This window comes from Actinoallomurus vinaceus (assembly GCF_039542055.1).
GTDB classification, from domain to species: domain Bacteria; phylum Actinomycetota; class Actinomycetes; order Streptosporangiales; family Streptosporangiaceae; genus Actinoallomurus; species Actinoallomurus vinaceus.
Window position 1 is genome coordinate 187,089 of record NZ_BAABHK010000017.1, and the last position, 21,708, is coordinate 208,796.

Consider the following 21,708-nt stretch of genomic DNA (forward strand, 5'->3'; position numbering starts at 1 on the left):
GCCCGGCACGGTTCACCCTCGCCCGCCGCCCGCCCTGAACCTCATTTACGGCCACCGAATTTCCTGTGACGAGCCGGTCACATTTCGCTGATGAGACGCGCGCCACGTCCCCCGCGACCTCCCTCATCTTGACCCGAGCGAGCGCTTGGTTTAGAACGTGTTTCAGAGCCAGCCGCCTCCCGAGGAGCGCCGATGCGGATCGACATCATCTCGCCGGATTTGTACGAAAACGGGGGCTTTCCGGACGAAGGCTTCCGCCGGCTCCGGCAGGAGGCGCCGCTCTACTGGCACGAGGACCCGAACGAGGGCTCGCCCGGCTTCTGGGCGGTGACCAAGTACGACGACGTGGTCCACGTCTCCCGCCACCCGGAGCTGTTCTCCTCACACGCGCGGACGTCGATGTTCGACGAGTTCACCGACGACGACATCGCGCTGTACCGGCTGATGATGCTCTTCATGGACCCGCCGCAGCACAGCCGCCAGCGCGGCTACGTGAACAAGGGCTTCACGCCGCGGATGATCAAGCAGCTCGAGGAGCACATCCGCGACGTCAGCCACCAGCTCATCGACGACGTGGTCGAGCGCGGCGAGGCCGACTTCGTACGGGACATCTCCGCGCCGTTCCCGCTGTACGTCATCTGCGAGCTCATCGGCGCGCCGGTGGAGGACCGGAACAAGCTGTTCGACCTGTCCAACGCCCTGATCGGCTTCGACGACCCGGACTACGGCACCTCGGCCGAGCACGCGCGGGACGTCTCGGCGGAGATCCTCGGCTACGCCCACGAACTGGCCGCGTACCACCGGGAGCACCCGGGCGACGACATCGCCACCAAGCTGCTGCAGCCCGACGCCGACGGACGGGTGCTCAGCGCGGACGAGTTCGCGATGTTCATCCTGCTGCTGATCATGGCGGGCAACGAGACCACGCGGAACGGCGCGTCCGGCGGCATGCTGACCTTCTTCCAGCACCCCGACCAGTGGCGGCGGCTGCTGGCCAACCGGGGCCTGATCAAGACCACCGCCGACGAGGTCGTGCGCTGGGTCAGCCCCGTCAACCTGTTCCGGCGGACCGCGATGCAGGACACCGAGGTGCGCGGGCGGCAGATCAAGGAAGGCGACAAGGTCGTCATCTTCTACCCGTCCGCCAACCGCGACGAGGACGTCTTCGAGAACCCGTACACCTTCGACGTCGGCCGCGACCCGAACCCGCACATCGGCTTCGGCGGCGGCGGCCCGCACTTCTGCCTCGGCACGCACCTCGCCCGGCTCGAGCTGACCGTGCTGTTCGAGGTTCTCCTGGAGCGGATGCCGGACATCGAGCAGGCCGGCGAGGCCCGCCGGCTGCGGTCGAACTTCATCAACGGCATCAAGGAACTGCCGGTCCGATTCACCCCGTCCAAACCGCGCAATTAGAACAGGTTTCACCTATATTGAGACACGGCATGTCAGCCATCCGGACGGCCACCCGGACGGTTGACATGCCATCGTCCGGTGGAAGGAGCCGAATGGCCGTCTCGTCCAACGGGAACTCCAACGGGAACGACGTATCGCTCAAGGGCCGGGTCGTCGCGATCACCGGGGCCGGCAACGGGCTCGGCCGCGCGCACGCGCTCGAGTTCGCCCGCCGGGGGGCCCGGCTGGTCCTCAACGACCTGCCGGGCGAGGCCGTCCGGCGGACCGCCGAGCTCGTACGCCGCCAGGACGCCGAGGCGGTGATCGCCGAGGGCGACGTCGCCGACTGGGCGGCCGGCGAGGCGCTGCTGAAGACGGCGCTGGAGACGTACGGGACCTTCGACGTCCTGGTCAACAACGCGGGCATCACCCGCGACCGCATGATCTTCAACATGTCCGAGGCGGAGTGGGACGCCGTCGTGAGCGTCCACCTCAAGGGCCACTTCGTGATGGCCCGGCACGCGACGACGTACTGGCGGGCCCGGTCGAAGGAGCAGGGCGGCCCGGTGTACGCCCGGGTCGTCAACACCGCGTCCGAGTCCTTCCTGCTCGGCTCGCCCGGCCAGCCGAACTACGCGGCGGCCAAGGGCGGCATCGCCGCGCTCACGGTCGCCATCGCCCAGTCGTGCGGGCGGTACGGCGTGCGGGCCAACGCGATCTGCCCGCGCGCCCGTACGGCGATGACGGCCGGGACGTTCGGCCCGCCGCCCGAGGACGGCCGCGACCCGCTGGCCCCGGAGCACGTCTCTCCCCTGGTGGCCTACCTCGCCTCGCCCGCCGCCGCTGACGTCACCGGTCAGGTGTTCGTCGTGTACGGCGGCACCGTCTCGGTCATGGCGCCGCCCACGGTGGCGCTGCGGGTGACCGGCTCGACCGCCGAAGCGCTCGCCGAGGCGCTGACCGGACTGCCCGCCGGAGGATTCAAGACAGCCGACCTGTGAGGAAGGTCCGTGATGGACATCGACCTAGTCGACCCCGACCGGTACGCGAGCAGCGGCATCCCGCACGACCAGTTCCGCCGGCTGCGCCATCACGACCCCGTCCACCGGCACGCCGGCGACCCGGACTTCTGGGCGGTCACCCGCTACGACGACGTGGTGCACGTCTCCCGCCACCCCGAGATCTTCTCCTCGTACCGGAGGCTCGCGCTGTTCCACGAGCCGACCGACGAGCACCTCGTGATGCAGCGGATGATGATGCTCAACCAGGACCCGCCCGAGCACACCCGCAAGCGGAGCATCGTGAACAAGGGGTTCACCCCGCGGACCATCGGGCGGCTCGAGGAGCACGTCCGGGAGATCTGCCGGGGCCTCATCGACGAGGTCGCGGGCCGGGGCGAGGCCGACTTCGTGCACGACGTCTCCGCTCCCCTGCCGCTGTACGTGATCTGCGAACTCATCGGCGCGCCGGTGGAGGACCGGGAGAAGATCTTCGAGTGGTCGAACCGCCTGATCGGCGAGGACGACCCGGACCTGCGCTCGACGGAGGAGGAAGAGGGCGCCGCGGCGGCCGAGCTGTACGCCTACGCCAACGAGCTGGCGGAACGGCGCCGGAAGGAGCCCAGGGACGACATCGTCACGACGCTGCTGCGCCCGCACGACGGCGAGGAGCTCACGGTCGACGAGTTCGACCTGTTCATGATGCTGCTGATCGTGGCCGGCAACGAGACCACCCGCAACGCCGCGTCGGGCGGCATGCTGGCCTTCTTCGAGCACCCGGACCAGTGGCGGCGCCTGGTCGACGACAGCCGGAACGGCGGCGACCTGGCCCGTACGGCCGCCGACGAGATCGTGCGCTGGGTCAGCCCGGTCAACATGTTCAAGCGCACGGCGACGAGGGACACCGAGCTGGGCGGTCGTGAGATCCGCGAGGGCGACAAGGTCGTGGTGTTCTACGCCTCGGCCAACCGGGACGAGGACGTGTTCCCCGACCCGTACGACTTCGACATCGGGCGGGACCCGAATCCGCACATCGGCTTCGGGGGCGGCGGCCCGCACTTCTGCCTGGGCTCCCACCTGGCACGGCTGGAGCTGCGGGCGCTGTTCGAGACGCTCGCCGAGCGGCTCCCGGGCATCGCCCTCGCCGGGGAGCCGCGCCGTCTCCGGTCGAACTTCATCAACGGCATCAAGGAGATGCCGGTCCGTTTCAGCGGGTGATCCCCTGGTGCACCAAAAGTGGCGTTCGCCACCTTTTTGGACTCCGTGCCTAATACCAACTCGCCGGTAACACTTGTCAGGCTATGGTCTAACTTCACCAGGAGTGACACTTGCGGGAGGGGCGGCGCGTGGGTGAGATCGGCGAACCGTTGCGCGTGGCCCTGCTCTCCTACCGGAGCAAACCGCACTGCGGCGGCCAGGGCGTCTATCTGCGGCACGTGTCCCGGGAGCTGGTCGACCTCGGGCATCAGGTCACGGTGTTCTCCGGCCAGCCGTACCCCGAGCTCGACCGCGACGAGATCGTGCTGCACAAGGTCCCGAGCCTGGACCTGTACGCCGACGAGAACCCGTTCCGCACCCCGGCGCTGTCGGAGTACCGCGACTGGATCGACGTCCTGGAGTTCGCGCACATGAAGACCGGCGGCTTCCCCGAGCCGCTGACCTTCAGCCTTCGCGTGCTGCGCGAGCTGCGCAAACGCCGCGACATGTTCGACGTCGTCCACGACAACCAGGTGCTCGGCTACGGCAACCTCGCCATCCCCCGCCTCGGCCTGCCCCTCGTCACCAGCATCCACCACCCGATCAGCGTGGACCGCCGGATCGAGATCGAGGCGGCCAAGGGGCTCAAGCAGCGGTTCGGCAAGCGCCGCTGGTACGGCTTCGTCGCGATGCAGGCGCGGGTCGCCCAGCGCATCGGCCCCATCCTCACCGTGTCCGAGTCGTCCAAGCGCGACATCATCCGCGACTTCCAGGCACCGCCCGAGCAGGTGCACATCCTCCCGCTCGGCGTCGACACCCGTTACTTCCACCCGCGCGGCGAGCGCGTACCCGGCCGCATCGTCGCCGTGGCCAGCGCCGACTCCCCCCTCAAGGGCGTCGCGACGCTGCTGCGCGCCGTCGCCAAGCTCGCCACCGAACGCGACGTCCACGTCATCGTCGTCAGCAAGCCCACCCCCGGCGGCCCCACCGACAAGCTCGTCGGCGAACTCTCGCTCGGCGACCGCGTCCGGTTCGTCTCCGGCATCTCCGACGAGGAGCTCGGCGAGCTGCTCGCCAGTGCCGAGATCGCGGTCGTGCCCTCGTTGTACGAGGGCTTCTCCCTGCCCGCCGTCGAGCACATGGCCTCGGGCACCCCGCTCGTCGCCAGCCGTACGGGCGCGCTGCCGGAGGTCGTCGGCGACGCGGCCGTCCTCGTCGAGCCCGGCGACGTCGAGGAGCTGGCGGGCGTGCTCGGCCGGCTGCACGACTCCCCCGAGGAGCGCGAGCGGGTCGGCGCGGCGGGCTACGCGCGCGTGCAGGAGCGGTTCACCTGGTCCGCCGTCGCGCGGGCCCTCGTGGGCCAGTACGAGGCCGCCATCGCCCGCCGGCGCGGGCACCGCCCGGAAGGAGCATGACCCTGCTGACCGTGGATTTCGACCGGTTCCGCGTCTCGCCCGGCGAGCACGTGCTCGACATGGGCTGCGGCGCCGGGCGGCACGCGTTCGAGCTCTACCGGCGCGGCGCCAACGTGGTCGCCTTCGACCGCGACGAGCGGGAGCTGGCCGAGGTGGCGAAGATGTTCGCCGCGATGGAGCTGGAGGGCGAGCCGCCCGAGGGGGCGTCGGCGCGCACGGTGACCGGCGACGCGCTGAGCCTGCCGTTCCCCGACGACACCTTCGACAAGATCGTCGCCGCGGAGGTCCTCGAGCACATCCCGGACGACATGGCGGCCATGGCCGAGCTGCTGCGCGTGCTCAAGCCCGGCGGCCGGCTCGCCGTGACCGTGCCCTCATGGCTTCCCGAGCGCATCTGCTGGGCGCTGTCGGAGGATTACCACACCGCCCCGGGCGGGCACGTGCGCATCTACACCCGCGCCGAACTCGAGGCCAAGCTCAAGTCGATCGGCTTCGAGGTCGGCGACCACCACCACGCCCACGGCCTGCACGCGCCGTACTGGTGGATCAAGTGCGCGGTCGGCGTCAACAACGACGGCAACCCGCTCGCCAAGGCGTACCACCAGGTCCTCGTCTGGGACATCATGAAACGCCCCCTCGCCACCCGCCTCGCCGAACGCGTGCTGAACCCGGTCATCGGAAAGAGCGTCGTCGTCTACTTCACCAAGCCCACCGCCCCCGTCACCGAGGAGCAGGAGAAGGCGCATGCGGCGGCCTGAGGCCGTACCAGGAATCCTGACCGCAGACGACATCCTCGCCACCGCCCGCAGCATCGCCGCCCAGCAGGAGCCCTCGGGCGCCATCCCGTGGTTCGCGCCCACCGCCGGCGTCCCCGGCCACGTCGACGCCTGGAACCACGTCGAGGCCGCCATGGCCCTCTCCGTCGCCGGCCTCCGCGCCGAGGCACGCCGCGCGTACGAGTGGCTGCGCGCGAACCAGCGCGACGACGGCTCCTGGCCCGCCAAGTGGGTCCTCGGCGAGATCACCGAACCGGGCGGCGAGTCCAACCACGCCGCGTACGTCGCCGTCGGCGTCTGGCACGAGCTGACGCTCACCGGGGACGAGGGGTTCGCCCGGCGCATGTGGCCGGCCGTCCACCGCGCCATCGAGTTCACGCTCGGCCTGCAGACCGCCCGCGGCGAGATCATCTGGATCCGGCACGCGAACGGCTCCCCCGACGACCACGCGCTGCTCACCGGCTGCTCGTCCATCCACCAGTCGCTGCGCTGCGCCGTCGCCCTCGCCGAACACCTCGGCGAGCCTCAGCCCGACTGGGAGCTCGCCGCCGACCAGCTCGGCCACGTCGTCGCCTCCCACCCGGAGGCGTTCGCCGACAAGAGCCGGTTCTCGATGGACTGGTACTACCCCGTCCTCGGCGGCCCGCTCCGCGGCCCCGCGGCGTACCGCCGGATCGACGAGGGCTGGGAGAGGTTCGTCGTCGACGACCTCGGCTGCCGTTGCGTATCCGACCAGCCCTGGGTGACCGGCGCGGAGTCGTGCGAACTCGTCCTCGCCCTCGACGCGATGGGCGACACCGCCCGCGCCCGCGACGTGTTCGAAGCCATCCAGCACCTCCGGCACGACGACGGCTCGTACTGGACCGGCTGGCAGTTCGCCAACCGGCGCCACTTCCCCGGCGACCGCTCGACCTACACGGCCGCCGCCGTCATCCTCGCCGCCGACGCCCTCGCCGACGCCTCCCCCGCCGCCCGCCTCTTCAAAGAGGTCGACGGCCGCCCGCTCGGCCCCTCCGAACCCGCCGACCCGGTCGCCTGCGGCTGCGAGTCGGAGTCCCTGGCGCTGAACTAGCCCTCGTCGTCGAACGCGCCGATCAGCTTCGCCAGCCCAGCATGGTCTGCGTCACGGGTCGGCTAGCGGCGTCATGGGCAATGAGGACGGGAGCAGGCTCGCGTCGATGACGTCGAAGGTGGCGCGTACGGTCTTGCCGGGCGGGTTCGGGTGGACGGTGACGCGGGCGAGTTCTTCGGCGATCCACAGGCCGAAGTGGCCGACCTCGCCGGGCATGTGCTGCACGGGCAGGTCTGGGGAGGCGTCGGTGACGTCGATGACGATGGCCGGCTCGTCTCCGTTGCGTACGGTGATGGCGAGGGTGACGGGGGCGGCGCCGTGCGCGATGGCGTTGGTGACCAGCTCGCTGGTCACGAGGACGGCGTCCTCGACCAGGTCGGCGTTCCAGCCGAGCAGTACGGCGGTGGTGAGTGCGCGGGCGGTGACGACGGCTTGGGGATCGCCGTCGAGGCGGCAGGACCGATGCCGCCCGCTCGGCGTCCGGGTGGCGCGTTCGGGGCACATTTCCGGGGACCTCCAGGAGGTGTCGGTGACCGCGGTGGCCGAGCATCGGGAGAAGGCCCCGGCCGCCGTGGTGGCGTGTTCAGCGTTCGGGACAGCCGAGGACCTGGGTGATGCGGGCGGCAGCGATGTCGAGGTTGTCGGCGTGGGCGATCCGGTCGCCGAAGGACCAGCAGAACCACCACAGCCCCGCCTGGTCTTGCCGGAGCGCGAGGTCGTCGTTGAGCGGCGGTGCGAGCGGGTTCACCACCCGCAGTAATGCTGCCTGCCCCTCGAAGGCGATGACCCGCGCGTACCAGCCCTCCGCCCGCAGCCGGGCGGCTAGCCCTTCCAGGGCTTCGACGCCGTTTCCAGGCGAGCCGTTGGGACCGAGTGAAATAGATGTCATGAGTGCCCTTTTTGTGTGTTTGATGAACTGGAGAGGCTGGGCCGTCGACCCAGCCGTGCGGCCGGCATGTCTTCTGCTGCAGCCAAGAGCGATCGTGAACAGCCAGCGGACACAGTGCACATATCGATATTTCGCCGACCAGACACGCTAGGTACTCGATCGGTGACAACATGTAGGCAGCATGCCACCGCGAGTAGTGCGATGCAATAGTGCAAACGGAATCGAGCGAGGGGATCGACGATGTCGCGGGGACAATCCGGGCAAGAGAACGCGAATCACAGTCCGACACTGCGCGCTCGCCAACTGGCCCTTGAGCTCACCCGCCGACGCGAGGCTATGAACCTGAGCCGGGAGGACGTAGCCAGTCGCTTGGAATGGTCGACGTCGACGGTGTTCCGAATCGAGACCGGCCGATCTGTGCCACAGCCACGAAGCGTTCGCGCGCTGCTGGAGCTCTACGGCATCGTGGGTGCGGAACGCGAAGGTCTCCTCCAACTCGCCCGCGAGGCTCGCCAACCCGGCTGGTGGCATTCGTTCCGTGACGTGCTACCCGACCCGTACGCGGCATACATCGGCTTCGAGTCCGGTGCCGCATCCATTCAGAACTTCGAGCCGCTGGTCATCCCGGGACTCCTCCAGACGGAGGAGTACGCGCGCGCTACGTTCCACGGTGGTCCCCGGGAACTGAATCGTGAGGACGTGGAACGTCGTATCCAAGTTAGGACAACTCGCCAGAAGATCCTGACTGGGCCCGAGCGTCCTCGCCTCTGGGCGGTCATCGACGAAGCCGCCATCCGGCGCATCGTCGGCGGACCGAAGATCATGCGCGAGCAGTTGTATCGGCTCATAGAGGCCGCCGAGGAGGGTAGGACAACGATCCAGGTGGTTCCCTTCCGCGCAGGGGCCCACGCAGGAACGACCGGACCGTTCGTCATCCTGGGCTTCCCGCAGCCGACTGACCCCAACGTGGTCTACATCGAAACCCTTGCCGGCGACATCTATGTCGAAGGCCCGGAGGACGTAACACGCTATATGATCGCATTCGACCGGCTCGTCGCCGCAGCCCTGCATCCCGATGAATCACTGGCACTCATCGAGCAGGCCGCCAGCGATCTTCCCTCGTAATAGGGAGATAGACAAATGTCACTTAAGTCTGAGCTCTCCGACGACACATGGCGCAAGAGCAGCAGGAGCAGCCAAGACGGTAACTGCGTCGAGATACTACTTACAACCATTCAGTGACTCGATAGTCGACTCAGAGTAACCGCACTGCCGACCAACATCCGCCCCCGGTCTGTCCACAGGTTGCCCGACAGACCTGGAAGAAGAACTGGCGTCGTCCGGGGCTGGCACCGGACAGCCGGTCCGACCTCGCATGAATCTCACTCAGAGTTCCCCGACGCTAGGAACCCCTCAGCCACTTGCGCGGCCGAACGACTTGCAGCGAGATTCATTTCCCGCTCGGGCAATCCACGACCAGGGCAGGCCTCAGGATCCCTAAGCAATTATTTCCGATCTACGAGCGACGCATAGCGGCCGAAGACATCCGTTCGAGACCCTAGATGGTGATGTTTTCATCTTTCTAAAGCACCGTGTTCCAGGCCCGAGACGCCGCCGAGGTGACAGCATGCCAGGTGGTGGAGGCCACGGACTTCGTCGCGTGCGAGGTATCGCCCCACCAAGTGGCCGGTCGGGTCGGTGCGGGTGAGCGGGTCGTCGTCCCATGCAGGCGATCGGGCTGGCGGCGGAGTTCGGGATGGGGCGAAGGCCTGGGTGTCCTTGTTGTGAAACCGGCCGACAGCCGGGTTGTACCAGCGTGAGCCCATATCAACCTTGCCGGTGGCGTCGTCGGTCTAGCCGGACTGGGCCGGTGGTCGTCTCGCTTCCGTTGGGGTCGTAGCCGTAGGCGATGGTCGTACCGGATGCGGTCTTGACGGTGTCGCCGGTCAGGCGGTGCAGGTGGTCGTAGTCGTAGGTACGGACGTTTCCGCCGCTGCCGTAGGTTATGTCGTCACCCGTCTGACCTGCGGGATGTACGCCGGAAGCTCACCTTGCCTCGTCCTGACCTGCGCCCGACGCCCTTGCCCGCTCGTGTGGCGACAGCGGACGCCGAATGAGGCCTGCCGGCGGTCCCCGATCGCTGGCGGGGCAGCGCTCCGAAATCACCGGGCCGTGGGGCCGGTCGTCGATGACTCGGCCCAGGCAACCGCCAGGCGCGTTATCCGGAATAGCCCGGCCCTTGGACCATCGAATCCGCAGGATGAGCTCGCTCTGTTCACTACACCAGCCCGAAATGCGCGTCGCCGAAGCCGCCTTATAGGCTGCCCGAAACGAGAGAAAAAGGAGGGAATTAATTTAGCTTCTGGTCGGCATTGACAAAGCATCTAAACCATAAGATCATCAGCTCGTAAGGTTCGACGCGAGGAGAAGCCATATAGGACACGACCTAGCGGTACGCGCCGCGTTTCTCAGTTTGGATTACCCCGCCTGCGACAGCTAACGGAAAGTTCCGATAACAGACTACTGCCATAACGGAGACCAGACTTCTATCAGGATATAAGTGCGATAGTCATTACGCGATAGAACTGGAAGGACCAAGCAATGAGCTCAAATAAGGCTAGGAGAACTGCCGCTCTAGGCGTCTTCACCTTGCTCCTTATCACAGGAATCGCCACATCGGCGACTGCGGGAGCAGCAACCGAGTCCGAAACGGACTATGCCACCCCGGTTCAGACTTCCGGAGGGTCAATCACACTTGGCTCGATGGCAGGCACATCTAACTATCTTCACACCGACGGGAAAGCAGTCAGTTTCAATCGCGATTCTCACCCGGGGCGTGACGTTGTGCATAAGTTTACGGCAAAGCCAGGACAAGCCGTACGTGCCGGGAGTAATGGATACTCAGGGATCGATGCAGCCAACTACGCCGACGCTTTCGCGACAACCTACAATCCAAGCTTCGCGCACTTCGATGGCGACTGCAACAATTTCGTTTCACAGGCGCTCTGGGCTGGCGGCCTAAAACAGACCGCACACGTCAGCGACGATTACCACTGGTGGTATTCATCGGCCGACTCTTGGGCTCTCTCCTGGGTCAACATTGACCATCAAGCCGCTTACCTACAAAACACCATCCCCGGGGCAACTTGGCGCTATACCTGGGGCCCAGAAAAAAGGACTAATACGTACACCCCGGACGATATAGTCACTGGTGACGTAATCTACTACAGCTGGGACGGAGCGAATGGAGGTGGACGCGAACACGCCTCGATGCAGGTAGGGATCGGCACCGACTCTACCAGCGGCTGGTACGGAAATGTCGTGGACGCACATACTTCAGGCCGCTACCACGCATTTTGGTCGCTAGCCCCATACAACAGTGGCGCCGCCGACACGACATTCCAACTGTGGCACGTGTGGCCTTGATAGGTGAACTGAGGCAAAGGAATCAGAATATGAAGATCACGGGAATAAGCCGTAGACGCATAAGCATGGTTGCTCTCGTAGCAGCGCTCGCTACGGGCGGCCTCACCATTTGGGCCGATTCTTACGGAAACGGAAGCCCACTTCTAGTAAACGAGAGCTCTAAAATTGCACATCTATCATCGGTGCAACGCGCATTCGTGAGTGGCGTCATACTGGATGCACAGGCAAATTCACGCGCAATCTCAATAGCGCGCGAAGAGGTTAAGCCCGCGCCGGCACTAGCTAGTTTTGGGCGTACGATATCGACCGTCAAAAGCAGGTATCCGGCAGCTTTTCAGAAAGTGGACCCCTCGGCGAGCATGCGACGCATTCAAGGTGTCTACCACGGACGCCAAGCGGTCGTCGAAGGAAACAGACTACAGACAGTACTCAGAAACGCTGAAGCGATGCAAGGGGTAAGCGCTTCCCAGTATCCCGTTATCGACATGGATGCAGGAGTCAGCGGTGTTCAGATCAACCACACTGCACAGCAAGGAAGTACTGCGACTATCTCCGGGAAGACGCTTCAATGGGCGGTGATGGGTCAAGTACAGCCCTCCGGAAACATAGCCTGGGCTGAGCCAGAGAATGCGCTTCTGATTACCGCCCATCTGACTCGGATCAAAGGGGTGTGGAAGATTGACTCCCTTTCGCGAACCTTCGCCCCGGGAAGCGAACCGTGACCATAAACATTAGAGGCGGCCGAGCAGACAGGTCCCGCGGCCTGGATTGCTGAATGGGCGCAGGACATGAGTGGGGACTCTCCCTAAGAGAGGCCCCACTCGAGTCTTGCCTGGGGTCGGCGGACGGCGATATTAACCTGGGTTCGCCTGATCCAACGATCAAAGTCCAGGGCATGGCTGTTGGGGACGCCGATGTGGCACTATCGCTTCGCTCCGGCTGATGCGGCTCGCTAACCGGTTTGCCGGGGACGTCCGGGTGCAGCAGCATCGGGCGGTATACGCGTCGAGGATCTGGTCCGGCTGGAAGAGCGTGGGGAGCTGCCGGAGCTGCCGCTGTTCTGGGGGCATCGGCCGCCGAAGGGCGGTGGGGTCGGCAAGGGGTTTCTGAGTCAGTGGTATCCGGCGCCGTTCACGGTGGACGGCGTGCGGTACGCGACCGCCGAGCACTTCATGATGGCCGGGAAGGCGCGGCTGTTCGGGGACGCCGAGGCGGAGAAGCGCGTGCTCGCCGACGACGACCCGGGCAAGGCCAAGGGCGCCGGGCGCAAGGTGCGCGGGTTCGACGAGGAGACCTGGGCCGCGCACCGGTACGGCCTGGTCGTCGCGGCCAATGAGGGGAAGTTCGGGCAGCAACCGGCGCTGCGTGACTTCCTGCTGGGCACGGGCGACCGGGTGCTCGTGGAGGCCAGCCCGTACGACACCGTGTGGGGCATCGGGCTGTCGGCGTCCCAGCCGGAGGCCGCCCGCCCATCTCAGTGGCGCGGCCTGAACCTGCTCGGCTTCGCGCTGATGGACGTCCGCGCCGCCCTCACGGAATGATCGCGGGTGTCCGGATCCGGACCGGTACTGGAGTGCGCGGTCGCCGACCGAAATGATCGACATCGGCCCGGTTTCCCGATAATGATCGGGTCCGGCCACTCGACGAGTGACGGAACCGCTGCGGATCGACGCCCTTCGGAGGACGGATGACGGTATCGCTGCTCCCGAGCGATCCCCCGCGACTCGGCGAGTACACGCTGACCGGGCGTCTCGGGGAGGGCGGCCAGGGGGTGGTCTACCTCGCGGCGGACCCGTCCGGGCGCCAGGTGGCCGTCAAGCTGCTGCGCGCCCACCTCAGCGGGGACGCCAAGGCGCGTTCGCGGTTCGTGCGGGAGCTGTCGGCCGCCGAGCGGGTCCCGGCGTTCTGCACCGCGCCGGTGGTCGACGCGAACGTCGCCGGCGACCAGCCGTACATCGTCAGTGAGTTCGTGCCCGGCCCGGCGCTGCAGGAGCTGGGCCGGCTCGCCGAGCCCGACCTGCTGCGGCTCGCGGTCAGCACCGCGACCGCGCTCGCGGCGATCCACCAGGCCGGGATCGTGCACCGGGATTTCAAGCCCGCGAACGTCATCATGGGGCCGGGCGGTCCCCGTGTCATCGACTTCGGCATCGCGCGGGTGCTGGACTCCGACGCGACGATGACGAGCCAGGCCGTCGGCACGCCGGCGTACATGGCGCCCGAGCAGCTGGCCGGCGGCGCGATCGGGCCGGCCGCCGACATGTTCGCGTGGGGCCTGACGATGGTGTTCGCGGCCACCGGCCGCCGGGCCTTCGCCGGCGACTCGGTCCCGTCGGTGATGCACGGGATCCTGTACGGCGCCCCGGATCTGAGCGGGCTGCCTCCGTGGCTGGCGGGGCTGGTCGCCGCCTGCCTGGACAAGGACCCGCGACGGCGGCCGACCGCCGTCCAGGCGCTGCTGCACCTGCTGGGCGCGCCGCCCGGCGCGCATCACGGTGACGTCATGGGGCTGCTCACCCAGGGGATGACCGCCGCGGGCGCCACCAGGCAGACCGCGGCCCCGTTCCGGGCGGCCCCTCGCGGCGTTCCGTGGGTGGCGCTGATCGGGGTGGTGCTGGGCGTGCTGGCGAACTCGCTCACCGCGAGCGGGCTGAACCTCGCACTCCCCGCGATCCGGCAAGACATGCATGTCAGCCTCGGTGACCTGACCTGGGTCGTGAACGCGCAACTGCTGGGTCTGGCACTCTCGGTCCTCGCCGGCGGGTGGCTCGCCGACCGGTTCGGGCGCAAGAGGCTCTTCGTCATCGGTACGGCCGCGTGTGCGGTGGCCACCTTCCTGGCGGCCCTCTCGCCCGTCCTCGGGATGCTCATCGCGCTGCGCCTCGTGGCGGGCGTCGCGGCGGGCCTGGCACTACCGGCCGGTCTGGGGCTCGTCCGGGAGGCGTTCTCCGGCGTCAGGCTGAACGTCGCCACGGGGATCTGGGGCGCCGTGGTCGGCGGCGCGGCGCTCGCCGGCGTGTTCGGGGCGTGGCCGGTGATCTCCGGGCTCGCGTGGCGGTTCGTGTTCGTCCTCCCGGCGGCGGTGGGCGTCCTCGCCGCCCTGATCGTCCTGGTCGCCGGCCGGGAGTCGCGCGGCGACGCGGCGGCGTCGTTCAGCGCGCCGGGGATGGTCTTCCTGTCGGCGGCGCTGTTCGTGCTGACCTTCGCGGTGACACGTGTCCGCGAGTCGAACGGCGTGGTGACGGGCGTGCTGTTGGTGGGGGCCGCGCTGCTGGTGGTGATCTTCTGGATCGTGGAGTCGCAGATGCGGCGCGGCCGTCCTCCGGTCCTGCTGGCCTCCCCGTCGCTCCCGGCGGCGATCGGCCTGACGGCGATCGGCTTCGCCGCGCTGAACGGCCTGTACATGCTGCTGGCGATCTACCTGCAGATCGTGGGCGGCATGTCGCCGATGGGCACCGCGGTCGGCACGCTGCCGATGACGCTGGCGTACGTCGCCGGCGCGATCGTGGCGGCCGCCGTCGGGGATCGGATGGGCCCCCGGCCGCCGCTCGTGATCGGGCTGTTGCTCACCATGGTGGCGGCGTTCGGCCTGTCTCCACTCGGGACCGGCTACTCGTACGTGGCCGTGTTGCCGTGGCTCGTGCCCGCCGGGCTCGGCCTGGGACTGGTGATTCCCACCGCGGCGGCCGCGGTGCTCGGCCACGCGCCCGTACGCCTCGGGGGCACCGCCGCCGGGCTGCACCAGGGCGGGCAGCTCATCGGAGGCGCCGTCGGGACCTCCGTCCTGTACGCCCTGGCCCTTCCCCCCGCCTCGACCCCCTTGCGTGACGTGCGATCGGCGCTGGTCGCCCCGATGCACACCCAGCTCGTTGTCATCGGTGCGATGGCGATGGTCACCGCGGCGTTCGCGGTGTTCGTCCGGCGCGCGCAGAGCTGAGGGTCAGGACCGCTCCAGGACGCGGAGAGAGCCCTCGACGCGGCGTTCGGTCCACTCGCCGGTGGCCAGGGCCCGCTGGTAGACGCGGTACGGGGCCTGACCGCCGTCGGCCGGGTCGGGGAAGATGTCGTGGAAGACGAGGGCACCGCCCGGCATGACGTGCGGGGCCCAGCCGTCGTAGTCGGCCTGGGCGAGGTCCTCGGCGTGGCCGCCGTCGATGAACACCATGGCCAGCGGCCGCGCCCACAGCGCCGCGACGGCGCCGGACTCGCCGACGATCGCGATGACGTGGTCCTCGAGGCCGGCGGCGGCGATCGTCCGGCGGAACACCGGGAGGGTGTCCATCCGGCCCGTCGTCGGGTCGAGGAGGGAGGGATCGTGGTACTCCCAGCCCGTCTGGTTCTCCTCCGAGCCGTGGTGGTGGTCGACCGTCACCACCGTCGAGCCGGTCGTACGGGCGGCGGCGCCGAGGTAGACGGCCGACTTGCCGCAGTAGCTGCCGACCTCGAGGATCGGCCCGCGCACGCCGTACTCCAGGGCCGTCTCGTACAGCGCGAGTCCTTCCGGCACCGGCATGAAGCCCTTGGCGGCCTCGGCGGCGCGGCGCAGGTCGGCCGGCATCGGCACGGCGGATGGCTCCCCGGCCTTCGGGTTCGGCACGCGGTTCGTCGCCTGGCTCGTCATCCCGGGCACCCTATCCGTCTTGACTGATGGCTCCTCATCCGCCCCGAATGTGAGCCAGGCCACATGTCGATCATGTAATCGTTTCCATACACTCCCGTGTAATCGTTTCCACGACGCTGACAGGGAGGACCATGGCCGGCATCAAGGACGTCGCCGCACACGCGGGCGTGTCCGTCGCCACGGTGTCACGCGTGCTCAACGACAGTCCGAGGGTCAGCGCGGAGACCCGGGAGAAGGTCGTGACGGCCATGCGGGCGCTGCACTACACGCCGAACGGCGTCGCCCGCTCGCTGCGCACCGAGGCCACCCGGACGCTCGGGCTGATCATCGGCGACATCCTCAACCCGTTCTTCGCCGCGATGGCCCGGGCGGTCGAGGACGAGGCGCGGGCGGCCGGGTACACGGTCGTCATCGGCAACGCCGACGAGCGCCCCGAGCAGCAGGACCACTACGTGCGCACGCTCCTCGAGCAGCGGGTCGACGGCCTGCTCATCTGCCCGACGGCGGAGGCGACCCCGCTCGTCGAGGACTGCGTCCGCTACGGGAGCCCCCTCGTCTTCCTCGACCGCACGCTCCCCGGCATGGACGTTCCGGCCGTGCGCGCCGACGGCACCGCGGCCATCCACGACCTCGTCCGGCACATCCAGCGGCTCGGCCACCGCCGGGTCGCGTTCATCTCCGGGCCGGAGCTGCTGTCCACCGGCCGGGAGCGGACGCGGGCGTTCCTGGACGCGATGCGAGAATGCGGTCTGGACGTCCGCGACGAGTACCTCGAAGCGGGTGACTTCCAGGCGGCCAGTGGACGGGCCATCGCGGCCCGCTTCCTCGACCTGCCCGAACCTCCCGAGGTCATCTTCGCGGGAGACAACCTCATGGCGCTCGGCGCCCTGGACGAGATCCGGGCGCGCGGGCTGCGGATCCCCGACGACGTCGCGCTGGCCTCGTTCGACGACGTGGCCTGGTTCGTGCACCTGGACCCGCCGATCACCGCGATCACCCAGCCCGCCGAAGAGCTCGGACGGCGCGCGGTGCGCGTGCTCCTGGAGCGCGTCGAGCGCCGCCCCGTCGAGTCGGTGGTCCTGCCGGCCCGGCTCGTGATCCGCCGCTCCTGCGGAGAAACGGAGAGCTGATGACAGAGGAGATCCTGCGGGTACGCGGGCTGCGCAAGCGGTTCCCCGGGGTCGTGGCGCTCGACGGCGTCGACTTCGACCTGCGCCCGGGCGAGGTGCACGTCCTCCTCGGCGAGAACGGCGCGGGCAAGAGCACGCTGATCAAGATGCTGTCCGGCGCGTACCACCCGGACGAGGGCACGATCTTCGTGGACGGCCGGGAGACCACGATCCGCACCGCCGAGGACGCCCAGCGGCTCGGCATCGCCACGATCTACCAGGAGTTCAACCTGGTGCCCCAGCTGACCGTGGCGGAGAACCTCATGCTCGGCCGGCCGCCCCGGCGCTTCGGGTTCGTCGACAAGAAGGCGATGTACGCCCGCGCCCAGGAGATGCTCGACCGGGTCGGCGTGGACGCGGACCCGCGCGCGCCGCTGGAGAGCCTCGGCATCGCGCGGATGCAGATGGTGGAGATCGCCAAGGCGCTCGGTCTCGACGCCCGGGTGCTCATCATGGACGAGCCGACCGCCGTGCTCACGACGTCCGAGGTGGAGCGGCTGTTCACGATCGTCCGGCAGCTCAAGGAGCAGGGCGTGGCGATCGTCTTCATCACCCACCACCTGGAGGAGATCGCCCAGATCGGCGACCGGGTCACAGTGCTGCGGGACGGCGCGTCGGTCGCGGAGGTGCCCGCCGACACACCTGAGGACGAACTGGTCCGCCTGATGGTCGGCCGCTCCATCGACCAGCAGTACCCACGGGAACGTTCCACGCAGGGCGCTCCCCTGCTGGAGGTCCGCGGCCTCACCCGTACGGGCGTGTTCGAGGACGTGTCCTTCGAGGTACGCGCCGGCGAGGTCGTCGGCCTGGCCGGGCTGGTCGGCGCCGGCCGTACCGAGGTGGTGCGGGCGATCTTCGGCGCGGACCACTACGACTCCGGCGAGGTCCTCGTGGACGGGCGGCGACTGCCGCGCGGGAACGTCACCGCCGCCATGGAGGCGGGGCTCGGCCTGGTGCCGGAGGACCGGAAGGGCCAGGGACTCGTCCTCGGCGCGGACATCCGCGAGAACCTCGGCCTGGTGACGATGCGCCACGCGACGCACGCCGGTTTCGTCGACCGGGCGGGCCAGACCAAGGCCGCCGCCAGGGTCGCCGAGCAGCTCGGCGTGCGGATGAGCGGGCTCACCCAGGAGGTCCGCACGCTGTCCGGCGGCAACCAGCAGAAGATCGTCATCGGCAAGTGGCTGCTGGCCGAGGCGAAGGTCCTCATCCTCGACGAGCCGACGCGCGGCATCGACGTCGGCGCGAAGGTCGAGATCTACCAGCTCATCAACTCGCTCACCGCCGCCGGGCACGCGGTGCTCATGATCTCCAGCGACCTCCCCGAGGTGCTGGGCATGAGCGACCGGGTGCTCGTCATGGCGCGCGGCAGGCTCGCCGGCGAGCTCAGCGCCGCCGAAGCGACCCAGGACTCGGTGATGGCACTCGCCGTCGGCGAATTGGAGGAGACAGCATGACAACCGGAGTCCTGCGCCTGCGCAAGGGCGGCTCCGTACTGAGCGAGAACGGCTCGCTCATCGGGCTCATCGTCCTCGTCGTCGCCCTGACGCTGCTGTCCGGCGACTTCCTCACGGTGACGAACCTGCTCAACGTCGGCGTCCAGGCGGCGGTCACCGCGATCCTCGCCTTCGGACAGACCTACGTCATCATCTCGGCCGGCATCGACCTGTCGGTCGGCGCGGTCGCGGCCCTGTCGGCGGTCGTCCTCGCCTGGACCGCCACCAGCAACGGCATGCCCTGGCCGCTGGCCACCGGCTTTGCGCTGCTCGTCGGCATCGCGTGCGGCCTCGTCAACGGCGCGCTGATCACGTACGGGAAGCTGCCGCCGTTCATCGCCACGCTCGCCATGCAGGGCGTGGCGCGTGGTCTCGGCCTCGTCATCTCCCAGGGCAGCCCGATCGCCCTGCCGGACTCGGTGTCGCACCTCGGCGACACGATCGGCAGCTACCTGCCCGTGCCGGTGATCGTGATGCTCGTGATGGGCGTCATCACCGCCGTCGTGCTCAATCGCACGTACGCCGGGCGCGCGATGTACGCGATCGGCGGCAACGAGGAGGCCGCCCGGCTGTCCGGGATCAAGGTCACCCGGCAGAAGCTCATCACGTACGCCCTGGCGGGCGGCTTCGCCGCCGTCGCGGGGATCGTGCTCGCGAGCCGGCTCGCGTCGGCCCAGCCGCAGGCCGCCCTCGGCTACGAACTGGACGCGATCGCCGCGGTCGTCATCGGCGGCGCCAGCCTGTCCGGCGGCAAGGGCAAGGCCCTCGGCACCTTCGTCGGCGCTCTCATCCTCGCCGTGCTCCGCAACGGCCTGAACCTCCTGTCGGTCTCCGCCTTCTGGCAGCAGGTCGTGATCGGGGTCGTCATCGCCCTCGCGGTGCTCCTCGACACGCTGCGCCGCCGCCAGGCCCGCTGAAGAATCAAGAAAGGTCTCACCATCATGCAGTTCATCAAGCCGGCCGCGGTGGCGGCCGCCGGAGCGGTCCTCGCCCTCGGCCTCACGGCCTGCAACAAGAGCTCCTCTTCCGCGGGCGGCGGTGGCGGCGACATCAAGATCGGCCTGTCCGTGTCGACGCTGAACAACCCGTACTTCGTGCAGCTGCGCCAGGGCGCCGAGGCGGAGGCGAAGAAGGAGGGCGTCAAGATCACGGTGACGGACGCCCAGAACGACGCCTCGCAGCAGGTCAACCAGGTGCAGAACTTCGTCAGCCAGAGCATGAAGGCGATCATCATCAACCCGGTCGACTCCTCGGCCGCCGCGCCGGCGGTCAAGGCCGCCGACCGCAGCAAGATCCCCGTGATCGCCGCCGACCGCGGCGTGACCGGCGCCGACGCCGCCCAGACCGTCGCGTCCGACAACGTCGCCGGCGGCAAGCTGGCGGCGCAGGAGCTCGGCAAGGCGCTCGGCGGCAAGGGCAAGGTCGCCGTCCTGCAGGGCACGGCGGGCACCTCGGCCGCCCGGGACCGGCAGCAGGGCTTCGCCGAGGGCATCAAGGCGTTCCCCGGCATCCAGGTCGTCGCGCAGCAGCCCGCCGACTTCGACCGGACCAAGGGCCTCGACGTCATGACCAACCTGCTGCAGGCCCACTCCGACATCACCGGTGTGTTCGCCGCCAACGACGAGATGGCGCTGGGCGCGATCAAGGCGCTGGGCGGGAAGGCCGGCAAGCAGGTCAAGGTGGTCGGCTTCGACGGCACGCCGGACGGGCTCAAGGCCATCCAGGCGGGGACGCTGAGCGCCGACGTCGCCCAGCAGCCGGTGCTCCTGGGCCAGCTGGCCGTACAGTCCGCCGTGAAGGCCGCAAAGGGCGGCAAGATCGAGGCGACCGTGGCCGTCCCCGTGAAGGTGGCCACGAAGGACAACGTCGCCCAGTTCACGAACGGAGCCTGATGCCGGACAAGACCTACGACGTGCTGGTCGTCGGCTCGGTCAACGCGGACCTCGTGGTCCGCGTCGACCGGCGCCCCGCGGCCGGGGAGACCGTCCTCGGCTCGGATCTGGCCACCTACCCGGGCGGCAAGGGGGCCAACCAGGCCGTCGCCGCCGCCCGGCTGGGCGGCCGGGTGGCCTTCCTCGGCCGCGCCGGCACCGACGGCCAGGGCGTCTTCCTGCGGGACGCGCTGCGCGGCGACGATGTGGACATCGCCCACCTGCTCACCACACCGGGCCCGAGCGGGGTCGCGCTGATCACGGTGGGCCCCGAGGGCGACAACAGCATCATCGTCTCCCCCGGGGCGAACGGCCGGGTCACCGAGGACGACATCACGGCGGCCAGGCCGCTGATCGCCGCCGCCTCGGTGGTCTCCCTCCAGCTGGAGATCCCCCTCGACGCCGTGCTGGCCGCCGCGCGGGCCGCCGACGACGCCGGCGCCCGCGTGGTGTTCAACCTGTCGCCGCCCGCCGAGGTTCCGGACGAGCTCCTCGCGCTGTGCGACCCCCTCGTCGTCAACGAGCACGAGGCGGCCTTCCTCGGGGCGGACGACCCGGCCGGGCTGCTGGCGCGCGGCCCGCGCTCCGTCGTGATCACGAAGGGCGCGGACGGCGCGGTGGTCGCCGACGGCACCGGCGTGACCGAGGTTCCGACCCCAAGCGTCGAGGCGGTGGACACGACGGGTGCCGGGGACGCGTTCACCGGGGCCCTGGCGTGGCGGCTGGCGCAGGGCGACGACCTCGCGGAGGCGGCGCGCTTCGCGGCCCGCGTCGGCGCGGCCGCCGTACGGGTCGCGGGCGCGCAGAGCTCGTTCCCGCGCCTCGCCGATCTGGAGGACGTGTGAAGCGCGCGGGAATCCTCAACGGCGCCCTCTCGGGCGCCCTGGCCCGGCTCGGGCACACCGACCAGATGCTGATCTGCGACAGCGGCATGCCGATCCCGGCCGACGTCGAGGTCGTGGACCTCGCGTTCCTGCCGGGCATCCCCGGCTTCGCCGAGGTGCTCGACGGGATCCTGGCGGAGGTGGTCGTCGAGGGCGCGATCGCGGCGGAGGAGGTCGTCGGCGGCAACCCCGAGTGCGACGCCCTCCTCGACGACCGGCTCCCCGCCCTGACGTACGTGCCGCACGAGGAGCTGAAGCTGCTCGCGCACGCCGTCAAGCTCGTGGTCCGGACGGGCGAGGCGACCCCGTACGCGAACGTGATCCTCCGGTGCGGCGTGGCCTTCTGACCCGCCGCACCGCCGGGCCCCGTACGCGAACGTGATGCCCCCGTGCGGCGTGGCGTTCTGACCGTACGTCACGGGCGGCGGGCCCTGCGGCCCGTGCC

General features: G+C 69.0%; 20 protein-coding genes. 17 read left to right on the forward strand and 3 right to left on the reverse strand.

Annotation, left to right across the window (positions count from 1 at the left end):
- Window positions 1–192 precede the first annotated feature (192 nt).
- The 6 genes from ABEA24_RS42670 (at window position 193) to ABEA24_RS42695 (ending at window position 6,850) form a co-directional block, all read left to right on the forward strand.
- Window positions 193–1,413 carry a cytochrome P450 gene (locus tag ABEA24_RS42670; protein ID WP_345439455.1) on the forward strand — a complete coding sequence of 407 codons (1,221 nt, stop codon included), beginning with the start codon at window positions 193–195 and terminating at the stop codon, window positions 1,411–1,413.
- 92 nt (window positions 1,414–1,505) lie between these two features.
- On the forward strand, window positions 1,506–2,393 hold the full coding sequence (locus ABEA24_RS42675; protein ID WP_345439457.1) for an SDR family NAD(P)-dependent oxidoreductase: 888 nt from the start codon (window positions 1,506–1,508) through the stop codon (window positions 2,391–2,393).
- 12 nt (window positions 2,394–2,405) lie between these two features.
- The gene (locus ABEA24_RS42680) at window positions 2,406–3,608 is read left to right on the forward strand and encodes a cytochrome P450 (RefSeq protein ID WP_345439459.1); all 1,203 of its coding nucleotides are present in this window, start codon (window positions 2,406–2,408) and stop codon (window positions 3,606–3,608) included.
- Window positions 3,609–3,736: 128 nt separating this feature from the next.
- Window positions 3,737–5,002, forward strand: a complete 1,266-nt coding sequence (locus ABEA24_RS42685) for a glycosyltransferase family 4 protein (protein WP_345439461.1) — start codon at window positions 3,737–3,739, stop codon at window positions 5,000–5,002.
- Window positions 4,999–5,760, forward strand: a complete 762-nt coding sequence (locus ABEA24_RS42690) for a class I SAM-dependent methyltransferase (protein WP_425551304.1) — start codon at window positions 4,999–5,001, stop codon at window positions 5,758–5,760. Before ABEA24_RS42685 ends, ABEA24_RS42690 begins: the two co-directional genes overlap by 4 nt.
- Window positions 5,747–6,850, forward strand: a complete 1,104-nt coding sequence (locus ABEA24_RS42695) for a prenyltransferase (protein ID WP_345439463.1) — start codon at window positions 5,747–5,749, stop codon at window positions 6,848–6,850. The genes ABEA24_RS42690 and ABEA24_RS42695 overlap by 14 nt, the downstream gene beginning before the upstream one ends.
- 51 nt (window positions 6,851–6,901) lie before the next feature.
- Here the strand turns inward: ABEA24_RS42695 and ABEA24_RS42700 are convergent, their stop codons facing one another.
- On the reverse strand, window positions 6,902–7,354 hold the full coding sequence (locus ABEA24_RS42700; RefSeq protein WP_345439464.1) for an ATP-binding protein: 453 nt from the start codon (window positions 7,352–7,354) through the stop codon (window positions 6,902–6,904).
- A 79-nt stretch (window positions 7,355–7,433) separates the two neighbouring features.
- Window positions 7,434–7,739: a hypothetical protein gene (locus ABEA24_RS42705; RefSeq protein ID WP_345439466.1), complete on the reverse strand. Its 306-nt coding sequence runs from the start codon at window positions 7,737–7,739 to the stop codon at window positions 7,434–7,436.
- Window positions 7,740–7,979: 240 nt separating this feature from the next.
- Here ABEA24_RS42705 and ABEA24_RS42710 point away from each other — a divergent pair, with 240 nt between their 5' ends.
- From ABEA24_RS42710 to ABEA24_RS42725, 5 genes are all read left to right on the forward strand, one after another.
- Window positions 7,980–8,864: a helix-turn-helix domain-containing protein gene (locus tag ABEA24_RS42710; RefSeq protein WP_345439468.1), complete on the forward strand. Its 885-nt coding sequence runs from the start codon at window positions 7,980–7,982 to the stop codon at window positions 8,862–8,864.
- Between the two features lie 15 nt (window positions 8,865–8,879).
- Complete coding sequence (locus tag ABEA24_RS53840; protein WP_425551305.1) at window positions 8,880–8,981, forward strand: DUF397 domain-containing protein; 102 nt, start codon at window positions 8,880–8,882, stop codon at window positions 8,979–8,981.
- Window positions 8,982–10,502: 1,521 nt separating this feature from the next.
- Window positions 10,503–11,165: an amidase domain-containing protein gene (locus ABEA24_RS42715; protein ID WP_345439470.1), complete on the forward strand. Its 663-nt coding sequence runs from the start codon at window positions 10,503–10,505 to the stop codon at window positions 11,163–11,165.
- Window positions 11,166–12,220: 1,055 nt separating this feature from the next.
- The gene (gene ybiA, locus ABEA24_RS42720) at window positions 12,221–12,706 is read left to right on the forward strand and encodes a riboflavin biosynthesis intermediates N-glycosidase (protein ID WP_345439633.1); all 486 of its coding nucleotides are present in this window, start codon (window positions 12,221–12,223) and stop codon (window positions 12,704–12,706) included.
- A 146-nt stretch (window positions 12,707–12,852) separates the two neighbouring features.
- Window positions 12,853–15,099: an MDR family MFS transporter gene (locus tag ABEA24_RS42725; RefSeq protein ID WP_345439472.1), complete on the forward strand. Its 2,247-nt coding sequence runs from the start codon at window positions 12,853–12,855 to the stop codon at window positions 15,097–15,099.
- A gap of 3 nt (window positions 15,100–15,102) precedes the next feature.
- Here the strand turns inward: ABEA24_RS42725 and ABEA24_RS42730 are convergent, their stop codons facing one another.
- On the reverse strand, window positions 15,103–15,720 hold the full coding sequence (locus ABEA24_RS42730) for a class I SAM-dependent methyltransferase (protein ID WP_345439635.1): 618 nt from the start codon (window positions 15,718–15,720) through the stop codon (window positions 15,103–15,105).
- 194 nt (window positions 15,721–15,914) lie between these two features.
- On the opposite strand from ABEA24_RS42730, the gene ABEA24_RS42735 reads away from it, so the two are divergent.
- From ABEA24_RS42735 to rbsD, 6 genes are read left to right on the forward strand one after another with little or no spacing between them, the layout of a single operon-like run.
- Entirely contained in the window at window positions 15,915–16,913 is a 999-nt protein-coding gene (locus ABEA24_RS42735) for a LacI family DNA-binding transcriptional regulator (protein WP_345439474.1), read from the forward strand.
- Window positions 16,913–18,409, forward strand: coding sequence for a sugar ABC transporter ATP-binding protein (locus tag ABEA24_RS42740; RefSeq protein ID WP_345439476.1), 1,497 nt, complete (start codon window positions 16,913–16,915; stop codon window positions 18,407–18,409). The genes ABEA24_RS42735 and ABEA24_RS42740 overlap by 1 nt, the downstream gene beginning before the upstream one ends.
- Window positions 18,406–19,365 carry an ABC transporter permease gene (locus tag ABEA24_RS42745; protein ID WP_345439478.1) on the forward strand — a complete coding sequence of 320 codons (960 nt, stop codon included), beginning with the start codon at window positions 18,406–18,408 and terminating at the stop codon, window positions 19,363–19,365. The genes ABEA24_RS42740 and ABEA24_RS42745 overlap by 4 nt, the downstream gene beginning before the upstream one ends.
- A gap of 24 nt (window positions 19,366–19,389) precedes the next feature.
- A complete protein-coding gene (locus ABEA24_RS42750; RefSeq protein ID WP_345439480.1) occupies window positions 19,390–20,340 on the forward strand; it encodes a substrate-binding domain-containing protein in 951 nt (316 codons plus the stop codon).
- Window positions 20,340–21,224: a ribokinase gene (locus ABEA24_RS42755; protein ID WP_345439482.1), complete on the forward strand. Its 885-nt coding sequence runs from the start codon at window positions 20,340–20,342 to the stop codon at window positions 21,222–21,224. Before ABEA24_RS42750 ends, ABEA24_RS42755 begins: the two co-directional genes overlap by 1 nt.
- Window positions 21,221–21,610, forward strand: a complete 390-nt coding sequence (gene rbsD, locus ABEA24_RS42760) for a D-ribose pyranase (RefSeq protein WP_345439484.1) — start codon at window positions 21,221–21,223, stop codon at window positions 21,608–21,610. Before ABEA24_RS42755 ends, rbsD begins: the two co-directional genes overlap by 4 nt.
- Window positions 21,611–21,708: the final 98 nt, after the last annotated feature.